Source organism: Acinetobacter sp. LipI_19 (genome assembly GCF_058242925.1).
In genome coordinates this window covers 232,811-250,935 of record NZ_JBZAYK010000001.1, presented here as the reverse complement: position 1 = coordinate 250,935, position 18,125 = coordinate 232,811, and the positions used below count along the sequence as shown (strand labels likewise).

Annotated in this window: 11 protein-coding genes; 6 read left to right on the top strand and 5 right to left on the bottom strand. The window is 39.5% G+C overall.

The genetic code is table 11. From position 1 onward, the window contains the following. Positions 1-147: 147 nt before the first annotated feature. The 5 genes from tuf to AC4CVF_RS01175 form a co-directional block, all read right to left on the bottom strand. On the bottom strand, positions 148-1,338 hold the full coding sequence (tuf, locus tag AC4CVF_RS01195; RefSeq protein WP_004723653.1) for an elongation factor Tu: 1,191 nt from the start codon (positions 1,336-1,338) through the stop codon (positions 148-150). 93 nt (positions 1,339-1,431) lie between these two features. Next, positions 1,432-3,570 (bottom strand): elongation factor G, encoded by a 2,139-nt coding sequence (gene fusA / locus AC4CVF_RS01190; protein WP_336952051.1) that lies wholly within the window; start codon positions 3,568-3,570, stop codon positions 1,432-1,434. Between the two features lie 187 nt (positions 3,571-3,757). Further along, a complete protein-coding gene (gene rpsG / locus AC4CVF_RS01185) occupies positions 3,758-4,228 on the bottom strand; it encodes a 30S ribosomal protein S7 (RefSeq protein ID WP_004655203.1) in 471 nt (156 codons plus the stop codon). A gap of 179 nt (positions 4,229-4,407) precedes the next feature. After that, positions 4,408-4,782 carry a 30S ribosomal protein S12 gene (rpsL, locus tag AC4CVF_RS01180; protein ID WP_004648013.1) on the bottom strand — a complete coding sequence of 125 codons (375 nt, stop codon included), beginning with the start codon at positions 4,780-4,782 and terminating at the stop codon, positions 4,408-4,410. A 147-nt stretch (positions 4,783-4,929) separates the two neighbouring features. After that, positions 4,930-6,411: an EcsC family protein gene (locus tag AC4CVF_RS01175; RefSeq protein WP_490788768.1), complete on the bottom strand. Its 1,482-nt coding sequence runs from the start codon at positions 6,409-6,411 to the stop codon at positions 4,930-4,932. A 311-nt stretch (positions 6,412-6,722) separates the two neighbouring features. On the opposite strand from AC4CVF_RS01175, the gene AC4CVF_RS01170 reads away from it, so the two are divergent. The 6 genes from AC4CVF_RS01170 (at position 6,723) to AC4CVF_RS01145 (ending at position 17,908) form a co-directional block, all read left to right on the top strand. Continuing rightward, a complete protein-coding gene (locus tag AC4CVF_RS01170; RefSeq protein WP_336952053.1) occupies positions 6,723-7,814 on the top strand; it encodes an ATP-binding protein in 1,092 nt (363 codons plus the stop codon). Between the two features lie 2 nt (positions 7,815-7,816). Further along, positions 7,817-10,459 carry a DUF5682 family protein gene (locus AC4CVF_RS01165; RefSeq protein ID WP_490788767.1) on the top strand — a complete coding sequence of 881 codons (2,643 nt, stop codon included), beginning with the start codon at positions 7,817-7,819 and terminating at the stop codon, positions 10,457-10,459. Then, on the top strand, positions 10,456-11,640 hold the full coding sequence (locus AC4CVF_RS01160; protein ID WP_336952055.1) for a VWA domain-containing protein: 1,185 nt from the start codon (positions 10,456-10,458) through the stop codon (positions 11,638-11,640). Before AC4CVF_RS01165 ends, AC4CVF_RS01160 begins: the two co-directional genes overlap by 4 nt. Then, positions 11,637-13,790 carry a hypothetical protein gene (locus AC4CVF_RS01155; RefSeq protein ID WP_419328217.1) on the top strand — a complete coding sequence of 718 codons (2,154 nt, stop codon included), beginning with the start codon at positions 11,637-11,639 and terminating at the stop codon, positions 13,788-13,790. Before AC4CVF_RS01160 ends, AC4CVF_RS01155 begins: the two co-directional genes overlap by 4 nt. A 129-nt stretch (positions 13,791-13,919) precedes the next feature. Further along, positions 13,920-17,762 (top strand): DUF4132 domain-containing protein, encoded by a 3,843-nt coding sequence (locus AC4CVF_RS01150; RefSeq protein ID WP_419328216.1) that lies wholly within the window; start codon positions 13,920-13,922, stop codon positions 17,760-17,762. A gap of 20 nt (positions 17,763-17,782) precedes the next feature. Continuing rightward, on the top strand, positions 17,783-17,908 hold the full coding sequence (locus AC4CVF_RS01145; RefSeq protein WP_336952058.1) for a hypothetical protein: 126 nt from the start codon (positions 17,783-17,785) through the stop codon (positions 17,906-17,908). Positions 17,909-18,125: the final 217 nt, after the last annotated feature.

Sequence of the window (18,125 nt, the reverse complement as noted above, 5' to 3'; positions counted from 1 at the left end):
TATGAAAGTTTAATAATTGCAGATTAGGTCACACAAATATCAGTTAAGGACAGCTTTTGATAGGTATTGTCTAACAATTTATAGCTGGGTTTATTTTATCGATAAAAAAAGCGCTCCAAAGGAGCGCTCTTTTTACACAATCAGCGATTATGCAGTTACTTTAGCAACTACACCAGCACCAACTGTACGACCACCTTCACGGATCGCAAAACGTAGACCTGGATCCATTGCGATTGGGTGGATAAGTTCTACTGACATTTCAACGTTGTCACCTGGCATAACCATTTCAACGCCGTCTTGTAATTGGATTGCACCAGTTACATCAGTTGTACGGAAGTAGAACTGTGGACGGTAACCGTTAAGGAACGGAGTATGGCGACCACCTTCTTCTTTAGAAAGTACATATACTTCTGCATCGAATTTAGTGTGCGGCTTGATTGTACCTGGTTTAGCAAGTACTTGACCACGTTGTACGTCTTCACGCTTAGTACCACGTAAAAGAACACCACAGTTCTCGCCCGCACGACCTTCGTCAAGAAGTTTACGGAACATTTCTACGCCAGTTACAGTTGTTTTAACTGTATCTTTAATACCAACGATTTCAACTTCTTCGCCGACTTTAACGATACCAGACTCTACACGACCTGTTACCACTGTACCACGACCAGAAATAGAGAATACATCTTCGATTGGCATCAAGAATGCTTTATCGATAGCACGTTCTGGTTCTGGGATATAAGAGTCAAGCGCTTCAACAAGTGAAAGTACAGCTGATTCGCCATATTGACCAGCATCACCATTAAGTGCAGCAAGTGCTGAACCACGGATGATAGGCGTGTCATCACCTGGGAAGTCATAAGTAGATAGAAGTTCACGAACTTCCATTTCTACCAATTCAAGTAATTCTTCATCATCAACAAGGTCACACTTGTTAAGGAATACAAGAATATAAGGTACGCCTACTTGGCGAGAAAGAAGGATGTGTTCACGAGTTTGTGGCATTGGACCATCAGTCGCAGCACATACAAGGATCGCACCATCCATCTGAGCAGCACCAGTGATCATGTTTTTAACATAATCGGCGTGACCTGGGCAGTCTACGTGAGCGTAGTGACGAATTGGAGAATCGTATTCTACGTGTGAAGTATTAATTGTAATACCACGTGCTTTTTCTTCTGGTGCAGAATCGATTGCTGCGTAGTCTTTAGCTTCACCGCCGTAAGTTTTTGCACAAATTGTTGCAATTGCAGCAGTTAAAGTTGTTTTACCATGGTCGACGTGACCAATTGTACCCACGTTTACGTGTGGCTTATTACGTTCAAACTTAGCCTTAGCCATGAGAGCTTCCTTTTTAAACTACTCATGCAGGGTCACTGCATGAGCACTTGGTTTTTAACTATGAATTAGTTTGGGCTTATAGTAATCGAAAGATTACTCGTCGTCACCTTTTTTACCGCCAGACTGGAATTTAGAAATGATGCCTTCAGCCACGTTACGTGGAGTTTCAGCATATTTAGCAAATTCCATAGAATATGTCGCACGACCTTGAGACATAGAACGCATTTGAGTCGCGTAACCAAACATCTCAGCAAGTGGAACTTCAGCACGAATTGCTTTAGTACCGCCAGGTAAGTCGTCCATACCCTGAACCATACCACGACGACGGTTTAAGTCACCCATGATATCGCCCATGTAGTCTTCTGGAGTTTCTACTTCAACTTTCATGATTGGTTCAAGCAAGATAGGATCTGCTTTCATGAAACCATCACGGAATGCGTAAGAACCTGCCATTTTGAACGATAATTCGTCAGAATCGACATCATGGTAAGAACCATCAAATAATGTCGCTTTGATACCCACAACAGGGTAACCAGCCAATACACCATTCTTCATACGTTCTTGAATACCTTTGTCAACCGCACCGAAGAATTCTTTAGGTACTACACCACCTACAACTTCTTCAGCGAATTGGTATTCTTTACCAGCTTCTTCAACATCCATAGGCTCTAAACGAACATATACATGACCGAATTTACCTTTACCACCTGTTTGACGTACGAATTTACCTTCTTGCTCAACAGTCTTTTTGATTGTTTCGCGGTAAGCAACCATTGGTTTACCAATGTTCGCTTCAACGTTAAATTCACGCTTCATACGATCAACAAGGATGTCAAGGTGAAGCTCACCCATACCCGCAATAATCGTTTGACCAGATTCTTCGTCTGTGCGTACACGGAACGATGGATCTTCTTTAGCCAAACGACCAAGAGCGATAGACATTTTTTCTTGGTCAGCCTTAGTTTTTGGCTCAACAGCAAGAGAAATTACTGGCTCTGGGAATTCCATACGCTCTAGCGTAATGATGTTTTTCTCATCACACAACGTATCACCAGTTGTTACGTCTTTAAGACCTACACATGCAGCGATGTCACCAGCGCGAATTTCTTCAACGTCTTGACGATCATTTGCGTGCATTTGTACGATACGACCAATACGTTCACGTTTAGACTTAACTGGGTTATATACTGGGTCACCTTGTTTAAGAACACCAGAATAAACACGTACGAAAGTCAAGTTACCTACGAACTTATCGTTCATGATTTTGAACGCTAATGCAGAGAATGGCGCTTCATCAGATGCTTCACGAATCGCTTTAGTTTCAGCTTTGTCGTCAAGAATACCTTCGATAGGCTTAACTTCAGTAGGCGATGGTAAGAATTCAATTACAGCGTCCAACATACGTTGAACACCTTTGTTTTTGAATGCTGTACCACAAAGCATTGGTTGGATTTCGCCAGCCAAAGTTTGTGCACGAATACCCGCAACGATGTCTTCTTTAGAAAGATCGCCTTCTTCAAGGTACTTGTCCATCAACTCTTCAGATGCTTCTGCAGCAGCTTCAACCATATTGGTGCGCCATTCTTCAGCAGATGCTTGAAGATCAGCAGGAATATCACCATATTCGAACTGCATACCTTGAGAAGCTTCATCCCAAATGATTGCTTTCATTTCGATCAGGTCAACAACACCTTGGAAATTTTCTTCAGCACCAATCGGAATCACTACAGGTACAGGATGAGCACCTAAACGAGTACGCATTTGTTCAACAACACGGAAGAAGTTTGCACCAGTACGGTCCATCTTGTTCACGAATGCTAAACGAGGCACTTTATATTTATTTGCTTGACGCCATACAGTTTCTGACTGAGGTTGAACACCACCTACAGCACAGTAAACCATGCACGCACCGTCAAGAACACGCATAGAACGTTCAACTTCAATTGTGAAGTCTACGTGTCCCGGTGTATCAATTACGTTGATACGGTGTTCAGGGAACTGCTTACCCATACCAGACCAGAAACACGTCGTAGCAGCTGAAGTGATTGTAATACCACGTTCTTGCTCTTGTTCCATCCAGTCCATTGTTGCTGCACCGTCATGTACTTCACCAATTTTGTGAGATACACCAGTGTAGAACAAAATACGTTCAGTAGTTGTAGTTTTACCCGCATCAATGTGCGCAGAAATACCAATGTTACGATAACGAGAAATTGGGGTTTGACGAGCCATGATTTCTTGCATTCCTAAATTTTGTTGTTTAAAACAGGACGCATCAATGAAGCATTGATGCGTACGGATACTCAATACGTAATGGGCAACTTAAATACCCGCAAATCCCCCACTTTGGTAGAGGGCGATGTTAAATCGTGCTGCAGTACGCATGAGTATTCTCCTGATTAGGGACTGTTTTAGCCGCTTAGAAGCGGTAGTGAGAGAAGGCTTTGTTAGCTTCAGCCATACGATGCACATCTTCACGTTTTTTGATCGCTGCGCCTTTACCTTCAGCTGCATCAAGCAACTCACCAGCAAGACGTAACGCCATAGTTTTTTCAGAACGCTTAGCAGCAGCATCTACCAACCAACGCATAGCTAAGGCAGTACGACGGGATGGGCGTACTTCCATAGGTACTTGATAAGTAGCACCACCAACACGGCGTGCTTTTACTTCGACCATAGGACGAACTTTTTCAAGAGTAGTCTCAAAAAATTCAACTGGGTCTACTTTGTTTTTTTCTTGAACGCGGTCTAAAGCACCGTAAACGATACTTTCAGCAATAGACTTTTTACCATCTTGCATTACGTGGTTCATGAATTTAGCGATTGTTTGGCTACTGAACTTAGGATCCGGAAGGATTTCACGAGCAGCGACTACGCGACGTCTTGGCATTTTAATCTACCTATAAATATGACACTTCAGGTTTATCCAGCATCAGCACAAAGTGTCGTGTGCTATTCACTGGCCTTACTACACGTCGCTTGAATTTCACAAAATTAATGCAGAAATCAGACAAGCGAGACGCTAAAGGATTGCGGCTCTATCTTCTTAAGAAGCTAATCTTTAAAAGATTATTTCTTAGGACGTTTAGTACCGTATTTTGAACGAGACTGGTTACGATCTTTAACACCAGCACAGTCCAAAGAACCACGAACGGTATGGTAACGTACACCTGGTAAGTCTTTAACACGACCACCACGGATAAGAACAACACTGTGCTCTTGTAGGTTATGGCCTTCACCACCGATATAGCTAGAAACTTCGAAACCTGAAGTTAAGCGAACACGGCAAACTTTACGCATTGCTGAGTTAGGTTTTTTAGGTGTAGTTGTATAAACACGTGTACAAACACCACGACGTTGTGGACAAGCCTTCAACGCAGGAACTTTTGATTTTTCAATCAAAGTTGTGCGACCCTTACGGATCAACTGATTTGTTGTTGCCATATGGCAATTCTCCCGTTAATAAAAAGCCTCAAAAAATTACCACTTTTTGAGGGCATGCAATTGTAAGCCAAGAAGTAAAAATGGTCAACATTCAACATGGTGTCAAATATTGACCATTTCAAGCTTTGGCTGAATAGATGATTCAACCTAATCAGGCTTATTTTCTGATTTTGTTTCAGTAACTTCTTGCGATTTTTCAGTTAATTTTACCACATTTTCTGCAGTCGCTTTAGCTTTTATAGGGGTGCGCTTTTTTGTTACAGTTTTCGCAGGTGCCGATGTTTTCGCTACTTCTTTTGCTTTCCCTGTAGAAGCATTCACTGTTACTGCTTTCTTTTGCCCAGTGCGTTGAGGTTTTACTGGTGTCGCTTTATTTTCCAGTTGAGTCGCATGTTTATCTTCAATGTGAGTTTCAGCCAGTTTTTGAATCCCCTGCCCAACTTTTTCCTCAGCATTGGGCTCTTCAACAGTTTCACTGGTTTTTTCTTTCACTTCAACATGAGTAATTGCTTCATTTTCAACCTGAGGCTCTGCTTTCTCTGTAAGTGTTTGTGCTTTACTGTCGTCTAAAAGCAAGGGATGCGCATCTGAGATCAATTGACTAAATTTTTCATAAGCCTCTAATACATCAATTTTTTCATCAGAATGCTGTAACAAATATTGCCTTGCACCTGAAAATACGATTTGAGCTTTATCAGTTGCATCATCGACTAACTTCCAGCTATATACAGCACTGATTCCCATCGTAGCTAGGGGTGTAAGTCGTGTCAGCAAGCTAAAATGTGGAAGATTATTCATCCACGGCAACTTAAATGTACCATCCTCATTTGCCACCCATTTTTTTAACAGCTCTATATCATTGCTTGAACCTAAAAGCTGTTGCAATTGACTCACATTGTGAGTTTGCAACACCCCTGCAAAAGTTCGTATTGCCGCCATTAATGCGTGTTTTTCAGCAACAGTGCCTAGATCAATTTGTTTAAAGATGTATTCAACAACGGCATGATCTTTTGCATTCAACTCAAAACCATGCGCTCTTCCAGTGTGATAAACACTTCGAAGTGCCAAAGCCAGTGAACTAGGTACATCAAGAATTGCACCTACGCCACCAAACGCACCAGTAACCGCACCTTGAATTGCAGCTATAATTTTATTCTGATTTGCCAATGCAATACTGATTCGTTGTGAACGTTCAGTATCCTTAGCCAATTCTGCCAAGCTTTTTGCACCCACTTCTTTTAGAACAGCATCTACAGACGTCAATTCTGAAACAAACTCATTGAGCTTATCAAAAATAAAATCAGACAATTTATCGTTTAAATCTGGCGAAATAAACGAAGCGACATTATTGATTTTTTTAAAATGTTTCCCCAAAAGCTGTCCCGTTACATTCGGTAGATGTTCTCGTAGCATCTGTTGAGGATTTTCATATTGTTTACGCTCAAAAGCACTTCTTTCTTGAGCAGTACCTTGCACAACGGATTCAACTTTAGGACTGTGGCTCAATTTACTCACCGTACCAGGAGCAACATGATTGACCACACTTAAACCTGTTTCGCTTAGCTTTTTGGCTACGCCAAAAGCATTTGAAATAAATCCGCCGGATTGTTTTTTATTAGAATTTGCCATGTGCACCCTCGTAACTGTGGTTTTTCAAACACTAAAGCTTGTATTAAATAGTTTCTCAACGCTTACATTAATGTACTGATTTGCGAATCAATACAATCACTATTTCACAAAATTTCAATACAGATCATCATACTATACAATTATAAACAATCTAACCCTAGTTCACTTGCAATTACAGTACTCAATTTACTTAAAAATACTTTCTATAACAAACAGATGTCATAATTTGTCGCGGGCGACTTACGTACTAGTGGTCATCTTAGTCTTTGCCAGTTATGATAGATTCATTGGATAAAATATACAGAATCATTATGAAGCAAAATTTTCAAAATCAAATTAAACACAGTTCAGAACAAAAATATCAAGCAGAACTAGAACGCTTAAAAGAACAAGATCAACATAGAAAGCCAGCAGGTTGGCAACTTTCTGCTTACGCTGTTCGCTCATTTATTTTGGGTGATGCCAAACTTGATATTCAAAAAAAATTTTATGGTGACGATGCTTTAGTTGACCGTGCCTTGGTTACCTTGATGGGCAATCAGGGTTTGATGCTGGTGGGTGAACCAGGTACAGCAAAATCAATGCTTTCAGAGCTATTTAGTGCTGCAATTTCAGCCAATTCTCAGCTCACGATTCAAGGAACAGCGGGGACGACCGAAGACCATATTAAATATTCTTGGAACTACGCATTACTTTTATCGGAAGGACCAACAGATAAATCATTAATTCCCTCCCCGCTCTTCTATGCTATGAAAAATGGACAAATTGCCCGCTTTGAAGAAATCACACGTTGCCCACCTGAAATTCAGGATGTATTGGTGTCTTTACTGTCTGAAAAGCAAATGATGATCCCTGAAATGGGACAAGATTTTAGTTTGCAAGCAACACAAGGATTTAACATCATCGCAACAGCAAACTTGCGTGATCGTGGCGTACATGAAATGTCAGCAGCATTAAAGCGTCGCTTTAACTTTGAAACGGTAAAACCGATTCGTGACCAAAAATTTGAAATCGAACTGGTGGGATTACAACTTAAGAACCAGCTTGCTGATTTATACAGTGAAATCCAAGTTCGCCCAGAAGTCATCGAACTCTTGGTGACCATTTTCAATGAGCTTAGAACAGGACAAAGTCTGCAAGGCGCAACACTTAAAACGCCTGATGCTGTTATGTCTACTGCTGAAGCAGTCAATATTGCCCATGCGGCAGGTCTACAAGCCATTTATCTCAGTGATGGAAAATTAAAAGCAGAACACCTCGCACAACAATTGATTGGGGTTGTGTTTAAAGATAATCCAGATGATGCTAAACGCCTGCGTTACTATCTTGATACTGTGGTGAAAGAGCGTGCACGTAAGGATGCTGATTGGAAAAGTTTCTATGAAGCCAGCCGAGAGTTTTAATCATGCAGCTGCTGGATCGAAATATAGAGAGAGGGGAAATGCCTGCACGCTTAAAACAGGCATTTCAACTGAAACAGCAACTGGCAAAACAAAACGTTTTTTTTGCGCCAATCCGCCATCATAGCCCCGCTTGTGCATACGCGCTCAAGCAATATATCGATGAACTTAAGCCCACACACATTTTAATCGAAGCACCAACAAGTTTTGAATTCTTAATTGAAAGCTTACAGAACCAAGCCACTCAGCCTCCTGTGGCAATATTTGCACAAGCGCAACGTTCTTCAAATAAAACCTCCCCCCAAAAAGGCGCTGCAAATAGAAATGGTGCTGACGAAGCACATGAAAGTAATGCAGAAGTTCAACCAGAAATCTTTTCTGCCTACTTCCCTTTTTGTGAATACTCCCCTGAATGGGTCGCTATCCAACAGGCAAAACACATTCGAGCAGACGTTAAATTTATTGACTTGGATTGGGCAAAACAAAGTGCCTTAAAAACGCAACAGTCTGATTTGGACTGGCAACAAAAAAGTCTGCTGTCTGAACGTTATTTTGCACATAGCCAATATATCCAAAAACTTGCTGAAACGATGCATTGCCGAAATCATGATGAACTTTGGGATCATTTATTCGAGCTGCAAAATGTTGAACAACTGCAACATGCTCAAACATTTTTTGATGATGTTTTTGCTTGGTGTTCATTAGCACGTTTGGATTATGAGCGTGAGGTACTTTTGCAAGATGCTTCATTACATCGTGAAGATGTGATGTGGAATTGCATCCAAGACAGTATTGATCCCAAGCATAAAATTTTGGTGATCACGGGTGGCTTTCATAGTCTTGCCTTAATTGAAAATCTAGTAGCCCCACAGCAAGCAGAACGTTTTATTGTCCAAGATCAAAAGCAAAACTGGCAAGAGCAAGCTTGGCTGATTCGCTATAGTTTCGATCGTTTAGATGCTTTAAATGGCTATGCTTCAGGTATGCCCTCACCTGCATATTATCAACAACATTGGCAAAATTTAAAATCTGCAAACAATCCAACAGTTGAACAGACACAACTGCAATTTTTTCAATATTTAAATAAGTTGTGCCATTTTTTAAACCAAGAAAATGCACTGGATGTAACGCCTTATATCGCACTAAAAAATACCGCTGAACTTGCTTGGCAATTGGCTTGCCTTCGTGGACATCATCAACCAAGCCGTTATGATTTACTCGATGCTTTGCAATCAGCACTCATCAAAGGGGAAATGGATGATGGACAACAGCATTTATTTACCCTAATTTTTCAGTTTTTAAGTGGACAACAACTTGGTAAGGTTGCTCAAAATCAGCACAGTCCTGCATTATTACAAAATACCTATCAACAGATTAAAGCCTATCGTTTTAATTTAAATGACACCATTATACGCAATCGAAAACTCGATATTTATCGAAAACCTTTACATCAGAACATTAGCCAATATTTGCATTTACTGGAATTTGTAGGCTGTAATTTTGCCCAACGTATTTCAGGTCCAGATTTTGTACAGGGTGCCAGTCTGGATTTGTTGTTTGAGGAATGGCGCTATGCATGGACACCAAGTGTTGAAGCACGTTTGATTGAACTGGCAGAAATGGGCAACCAACTCGAACAAATTGCACTGCTTAAAATTATTCAACTACAGCAAGGAAATGAAGCAAAAGGTGTCGGGCAATCTGCCTTTGAAACTGCCAAATTGCTAGCTTTGGCGTGCCGCTTAGGATTAAAGCAACATTTAGAATTGCTCAGTCAACAACTCGATACTTTTTTAGAAAGCGATCAAAACCTTGCATCGGTGATTGGTGCAGCACAGCAATTGTATTATTTATGGCATGGTCACAAACTGTTAAATTTACCCGAAAAAATCGTGATACAAAGTTTAAGTTTTGCCGTCTATCAGGCCTGTTTTTTACTTGATCAAATTTACGATACCCATGAAGAAAAAATTGAACAAAATCTTAGCAACTTAAAAACCTTGCATGAACTGATTTTAAATATCAAGCAACGGAATTCTTCACTACAACATGCAGTCGTGAATGCACAAGCTGTGGATTTACTGGAACTGATGTATAGCCAAATTGATCTGGCAAAAATTGATGAATTTCATCTTAGCTCACTCAAAGGCGCGCTAAATACTTTGCAATTTTTAGATCATCAAATTGAGCAAAATCAACTTCAACAACAATTACAACTGGCTTTTGCAGTGGGAAGCGATCCTGAAAACGCTGTGCAATACCTACATGGCATGTTTTTTATTGCGCCTGAAATCTTTGTGCAATCCAATGTTGCAATTGATGCACTTCACCAATTGGTCAGTCATTGGACGGAAGACACCTTTATTCGGATTTTACCTGATTTACGCTATATCTTTAGTCAGCTCACCCCAAAGCAAAGCACCAAAGTATCTAAAATTATCGCTAAAACCACAGGACTAGGAGAGAATGTCATTCTCGATCAAGTGCTTAGTCATATTGGGGAACAGGATGTATTCCAGGGCATACAACTTAACCAACTACTGCAAAAAATATTTGAATATGATCACTTAGATCGCTGGGCAATCAATCGCTCTAATCAAGAACAACAGCTTGAACAGCAATCAGAACAACAAGGAGTGAATAAATGAGTCAATTACCTCCTGAACCAAATCTTGATGAAAACTCCGATCCCCCTGCTTCTCTTGATGCCATGGATCAAGCACGCCGTTGGCGCTTGATGCTCGGTCGATATGCCGACCAGAATTTATCAACAGCGGCATTGTCAGGCGATCAACTTAAACTTGAACACAATCTCGATTATCTCTACCAAAATGAATATAAGCGTCGGGGCATCCAACAAGGGAAAAACCGCCATGGCGGTTTAGAAGCCTCTCAACTTAACGCGATTAACTGGCTCAACCAAAGTCGAAAACTGTTCCCAAAATCGACCTTTGAACGTATGCAAAAACAAGCCATAGAACGTTATGAGTTAACTGAATTATTTAAAAACCCAGAGCATGTAAGACAACTTGAACCCAACCCTGCGGTTGCCAAAGCTTTGCTGAGTATGCGCGGTCGTTTAAGTAATGAAATGAAAGATGCGATTCGAGAATTAATTCAAAAAGTCGTGGAAGAGCTCTTACAAAAAATCCGCACACAATTTTTAAAAGCGTTACAAGGTCGCCGTAATCGTTTTAAGCGTTCACATCTTAAACAGGCACAAAACTTTGATTGGAAACGGACCATTCAAGCCAATCTCAAAAATTATCAGCCTGATTTACAAAAACTGATTATCCAAACCCCTTATTTTAATGCCCGTGTACAGAAGCATTTGCCATGGGAAATTGTACTGTGTGTCGACCAAAGTGGCTCGATGATGGATTCGATCATGTATGCAGCAGTATGTGCCAGTATTTTGGCAGCTCTGCCTGCGGTCAATATTAGTCTAGTCCTATTTGACACTCAAATTGTTGATTTAAGCCATTTGGCACATGACCCAGTTGAAGTCTTACTGACCATTCAACTCGGTGGCGGAACCAACATTGGTCAAGCTTTGCAATACTGTCAAAAAAAGATTAAACAACCCAATCGCAGTATTTTAGTCTTGATCAGTGACTTTGAAGAAGGTGCATCCGTTCAACAAATGCTCAACACCACCAGTCAACTCAACCAACAAGGCTGCAAACTACTTGGGCTTGCGGCGCTGGATCAAGCAGCCAATCCTGTTTATGACATCAATATGGCACAAAAACTCCAAGAACGCGGTATGCAAATCGCTGCAATGACCCCCGAACATTTGGCGACATGGTTTGCAGAGGTGATGCAATGAGTTGGCATATTTATACTCAATACGATGAAGACAGCCTAACCATGCACAGCAATGCTGGTCTTCTACGTCGTGCCCGTAAAGCCTTAGATGCTGTTGAACTACTGCAACAAGAGCACGATCAACTGGTATTTAAAGTCGAAGAATGTGAAGTTAAACTGCCCTTTGAAGGCATCACCAAAGCATTGTGTAGTTGTTCAGCACAAGGTTGTTGTAAACACATTCTCAGCAGTATTTTATGGGTTCAGGAACATGAAACACTCCTGACGACAGCAAATACCCCAAGTGAAAATAGCCCTAACAATAATCGAGAAGATACAGTACTGCTCGCTCAACAGGAAGCATCTCAACATACTGAGACATCTAAACAAGCTACAACATCGGCCCTTGAAACTGTTTTAGAATTTGATCTAAGTAAAATCCAAAAACAAGCAGGCAAAGCCAATATTCGTTTGGCCTATGAATTTGTACAAAATTGGTTGCTTCAATCTGAACATTGTCAAATTGGTATTCAAGAATATAAAATCATTTTTCAAACCGATTTAAGTCCCAATCCAGTTGTTCTCTACCCCGCAACAGGGTTTGAAGGCATGTTGTCAGAAATCGCAGACAAACAAAAAGTTGCTGGGCATTTGGCATGTATTGCTTATTTATTTCTCAAAAATGTCCCTAAAAAATGGCAATGGTCAATTGATATAACAGCGCAACAACACCATCCTACACAACAACTTTCACCTGATGATCGGGTATTGATCCAAGAACTTAAAATCATTTGTCAAAACTTTATTCAGCAAGGTTTGTCACATTTGGCCAAAGAAATGGTCATGTCACTGCATATTTTAAATATGCAAGCACGCGCACAAAACTTACCACGTTTAGGGAGCTTATTGCGTGCTTTACATGGTTCAATGAAGCAGTTTTTAGAAGCAGATATACAGGTTGATGAGCAACAGATTTTTAATCAATTGGCACATTTGTATGCCTATTTGGCTGCACTGTCAGAAATCGAGCATTTAAATCCAGATGTTCAAGCCGAAGCATTGCGACAACTTCGAGGTGCTGTACAACGTGACTATCAACAAGAAAGCATAGCGCATCTGATCCCTCTTGGTTGTGAATGGTGGAATACAGAGAGTGGTGCACATGGTCTAACAGTATGCTTCTGGGATGTAAAAGAGCAACAACTCAAAGAAGTGACTCAGGCACGTGCCAATCATTTAGATCGCACCTTTGATATGCACAGTGCAGCCAATACTGGGATCTGGGGGAGTTCTCTCAGCTTTTTACTGCAACATCAACTTGAATTAACCCATGCAAAATCCAGTTCAGAGACACAACTTAGTGCCAGCACAGATACTCGTTTTTTACCAAAAGGCATGTTGAATGCACTTAGCCAATCCGATTTAGAACAAATGAATATTGGCATTTCAACATGGCAATCTTTACAGCAAATGCTTCTTCCGCATTCAAGCCTAGAACAGCTTAAATCACGTTATGTACTGCTTCGCCATAAAAGTATCACAGCACCTGAACTCAACGAGCTAGAGCAATATTTTGAATACCGTATCACTGACGATGAAAATAGAGCACTCAAACTGGTCATTCCGATAGAACCTGAATACCGTGCACGAATTAAACATCTCACCCAACTAATTCATAATGAAAAAATTATCGCAACGTTGGTGCGTATCGAAACAACACAGCAACAAATTCAATTCATTCCATGTAGTGTATTTTTAACAACGCCAAAAGGTTTAAAAATATTCAGTCTGGATTATGACCATCCTGTACAGAAGAAAAGTAGCTTGGTTGAGCTGATTACGGGTCGTATTGAAAAACTGCTCGAACAAAAAAAGCAGTGGAAACAGCAGCAACATTTATCTGTATTAGACCTTTTGATCTTGGAGTCACAAGCCTTGTTTGAATTCTATGCGAATACAGGTCGTTCAAAATTGGATACGGATGATTTGGTTAAACTAGATGATTTTGCTGAAAAGTTTGCAGATTTGGGTTTAAGCTTTATTCAAAACTCACTCAAATCAGATTCCACCCAGCACAGTTTAGCCAGTCAGCTTTTAAAATGGCGACATGTTTTATTACAACTACAACGCCTAAATCATAGAATCGCTTTAGAAGGACAAGTTACGTCGTGATAAATTAAGCTTGCTATTTAAATTGATGATATTTTTCTATAATTTTAGTGAACTACCAAGCACAGTATTAAAGCCTAAAGTATTAGCGCCTATAGAAAAGCAACAGCGATTTGCTCAAAAGGAATACAGATGTTAAATAAACTTTTTTCAAAAATTGAGTCGATGTTTTTAAAGCCTGAGGATAAGGCGGTTAAAGCACAACAAGCAAACTCAACCAATGATCATGACCATATTCAAAAATATAATGAAGATCTAAAAAATAAAGTTGAAAAGCTCTACCATATTTTCCAGCCTTTGGCCGTCATTGAAGAGCAACTTGATCAAAATGTGGTTTTGTTTATTTTGGATGGAGAAAATCCGGAAATATTACTTAAATTACAGCAATACCCTAATGAAAAAGCACTACTTTTACTGGGAAAGCCGGGTACCTATAGCTGGTACTGGCCTCAAAACAATCAATCACTGGATAAAAAAGAAAATAAGCTTGCTGAAGCAGCACTAAAACTACGCCGTCGTTATTATGGTGAGATCTTTGAAGAATTAGAGTTTGAACAAATCATTCGTTTTGCCAAAGTGCTTGAAGCTGCAACACAACAGAAAAATTTTACCAATATTTATGAAAAAGTACCCACTTGGTTTATTTATCTCACAGTAGACACATTTATTACCGCTTTTGATAGCCAGCATTTTAGCGAAGCAGATCCGAATAAATTGTTAAAGCAAAATTGGACCCAACAAAAACTATTTGATTTACTTGAAAGTGATCAACAGGGTTTAGGCGATGAACTGCTACCTTATCTATTTGAACGCCAAAATATCGACAGTTATCATTCTAGTAAATTAGATAAAATATTATTACTCAAGGACACCCAAGATTTCATTTCAGCCCGATTAGATCAACTCAGAAAACTTATTCCAACACTGAGTATCATTGGACAAGAAAACTTTTTAGACTATATCGCCAAACAAACAATATTGATCAAACAAATCCCTGACTTGATTGTAAAACTTTCTGTAGGGAAATCTAAAACTATTCGTACTAAAGCCACCAGTCTATTGACGAATTTAAATCCAGAAGATAGCCAAAAATATTTAAATCAAAATCTATTGGAAGGTTCAAGTCAGGAACGAGGTTTCTCTGCAGATCTATTGGCACGTTTAGGTGCTGACAACCTGACTGTACTAGAACAAGCATTTGAACTGGAAAAACAAAAATCTGTACAACAAATCTTACAAATGGCGATTCAACGCTTAAGATCTGTTGATACTGCGCAATTACAACAAGATTTTGAAGCACCAATCTTTCAACCGTTTGTTGAACAAAAAATTCCAGCAAGTTTTACCGAGGTTATTTTAGAAAATTATCAAGAAATTTTGGCAAAAGCTGAACAGAATGCTGCCGATGAAATTGAAGAGAATAAAACAGCAAGTTATAAAAGAACTTGGGCTCAAGATCATTTAAAGCAACTTAAAAAAATCAATCATCAAACTTTAACGTCGATTGTTGACCAACTGAACGGTGATGCATCTTTTAAAAATGTACACCAAGTTGAAAATATTATTACCCATAAAAATAAATATAAAAAATATCCTGAATTTTCCATTAATCATGCCATGAGAATCATTGCGATACGCAATCGGAATTGGATCTATTGGCCTAATTTATTTGAAATGCTTAAACCTGAAGAATATGCCAATTATGAACTTCGCCATATCGTTCAGGCCTTGGATGCGGCAAAATTTAATAATCCAAAACGTCGAGTTGCTCAAGGGATTCTAGCGGGATCATCCTATTATCAAAGTTTACAAGATCATATTTATGAGAAAGATAAAATTTGGCCATTTTTTGCGGAAAATCAAGAGTATTTAACTGAAGCATTGGGACTTTCTCCATCTTTAGAACAAAATGAATACCAAAGCTTTAATCCATCAGATGCCATCTTTGTACTTAAATGCTTCCCATCCTTGCCAGTACAGTTTATTCCGCGTTTACTCGAATTTGCATTGGGTGAAAATAAGCGTTTGCGTTATGAAGCGCAAGAAACCTTACAACATCTTCCTGACATTCATCAACGTGCCATAGAGGCCTTAGAGTCAGGTAAACAAGACATTCGAATCACCGCAATTGAATGGTTGGCACGTCTACAAAATCAGGATGCAGTAAAACCTCTGAATGCTTTACTTAAAAAAGAGAAAAAAGAAATTGTTCGAGCTGCACTTTTAACTGCATTGGAAAAGCTTGGGCAAGATATTAATGCTTATCTCAAACCAGAAGTGCTGTTGAAAGAAGCAGAAGACGGTTTGAAAGGCAAACTTTCAAGCAGTTTTACATGGTTTGATTTTGAAACATTGCCAAAAGTGAAATGGCAGAATGGCAAAGAGGTTGACCCTAGAATTGTCAAATGGTGGGTGATATTGGCTGAAAAATTGAAAGAGCCTAGAGCCAATGCCCTATTGCAACGCTATAGTGGCTTACTCGATCAAAAAGATCAGGTACAACTTGCCAATCATTTATTACACAGTTTTATTCATCAAGATACCTTACAAACACCATTGGATGAAGCAACACAATATGCAACCACAGAAGCACCTGGCCGTCTGAGTTCTTATCGTGATTCATACAAACGTTATGGTGAAAAATATCCTGAACATTATGCCAAATACGGCACCATCACCTTAGAAGAAGTGATTGAAGAGATTAAACGCGAACGTTTAGGACTTTATCTGGGTTCCGCGATCAAAAGTAAAGGTATGCTTTCACTGACGGCCAATGCGCAAGGAAGTTTCGCAGTAAAACAATTGCAGAACTATATGAAGCAACACTACCCTCGTCGCTCACAAATTGAAGCCATGATTAGTGCATTATCGATCAGTAATGATCCATTAATCATCCAACTGTTGCTTTCACTTTCACGTCGTTACCGTACCGCTTCGGTGCAAACACTTGCAAACACATTGGTTGCTGAAATTGCTGAACGTAATCAATGGACAAGTGATGAGTTGGCCGATCGCACTATTCCAACAGCAGGTTTAGATGAAAATGGAGTGTTACAGCTACAATATGGTTCACGTAACTTTAGTGCAATTGTTGATGATAAAGATAAATTCATTCTTAAAAATGAAGAAGGTAAAGAAGTTAAAGCGCTACCTGCTGCCCGCCAAAATGATGATGAAAGCCTGATCAAAGAAGCCAAAGCACTGTTTAGTACCAGTAAAAAAGAGTTTAAACAAGTCGTTGATATGCAAACAGGTCGTTTGTACGAGGCAATGTGTAGCGAACGTCAGTGGAATGTTGCTGAGTGGCAAGAATATATCTTTGCCCACCCAATCATGAGACGCTTAATCCAAAAACTGATTTGGCTTGAGATCAAAACCAATGGTGAAAAAATCAGTTTTAGACCAAGTGATGATGGTGCATTACTGAATTTAGACGATGATGAAATCGAGCTTTGCACAGACAGTAAAATTCAAATTTCTCATGCGGTTTTGGTCGGTGAAAAGGAAGCGAAAGATTGGATTGCACATTTTAAAGACTATAAAGTCAAATTCTTATTTGAACAGATGACCCATCACCTGCCAAAGCTTGAAGATGATAATGTCACTGAAATCAAGGATCATAACGGCTGGCTTACAGACACATTTACCCTACGTGGTGTTGTAACCAAATTAGGCTATCAACGTGCCAGCATTGAAGATGGTGGCTCATTTGACCGCTATACCAAACCTTATAAACAGTTGGGTATAGATGTAGAAATTACATTTAGTGGAAGTTATGTACCAGAGGAAAATATTCCAGCTGTACTTTATGAACTCACCTTTAGCAAAAAAGCCAGTCGATCTTGGAATAACAATGAACTTCCACTTAAACAGATCCCACCAATTTTATTGGCTGAGAGCTATGCAGACTATTTAAAAGTTGCTGCATCGACATCAGGTTTTGATCCAGAGTGGGAAAAGAAAACGCCTTGGTAATTCATAAAGACTAAGAATTTTTGTTTAGACTTGCTACAGGGGATGTCAGCTGTATTGCAACCGATATGATGACTGTTGATAGTCATCATATCGGTTATATGGGTAATTCGATTCAGCATGTAAATACAGACATCGTTCTACAATAGGCAATAAAACACCATGCTCATTCCAGTATTTAAAATTTATTTCAAAAATTACTGCTTCAAACCCTCTCTAATTAGTCCTGCTTATGGATGGTTTTGCCTAATTGATGTAAATATCCATCATGAATTCATATTATTATAAAAATAATAAATATATTTATTTTCAGCCACTTAATTGACTTTTGAGCATACAATATAAGGTTTTTAATGATGCACAAGA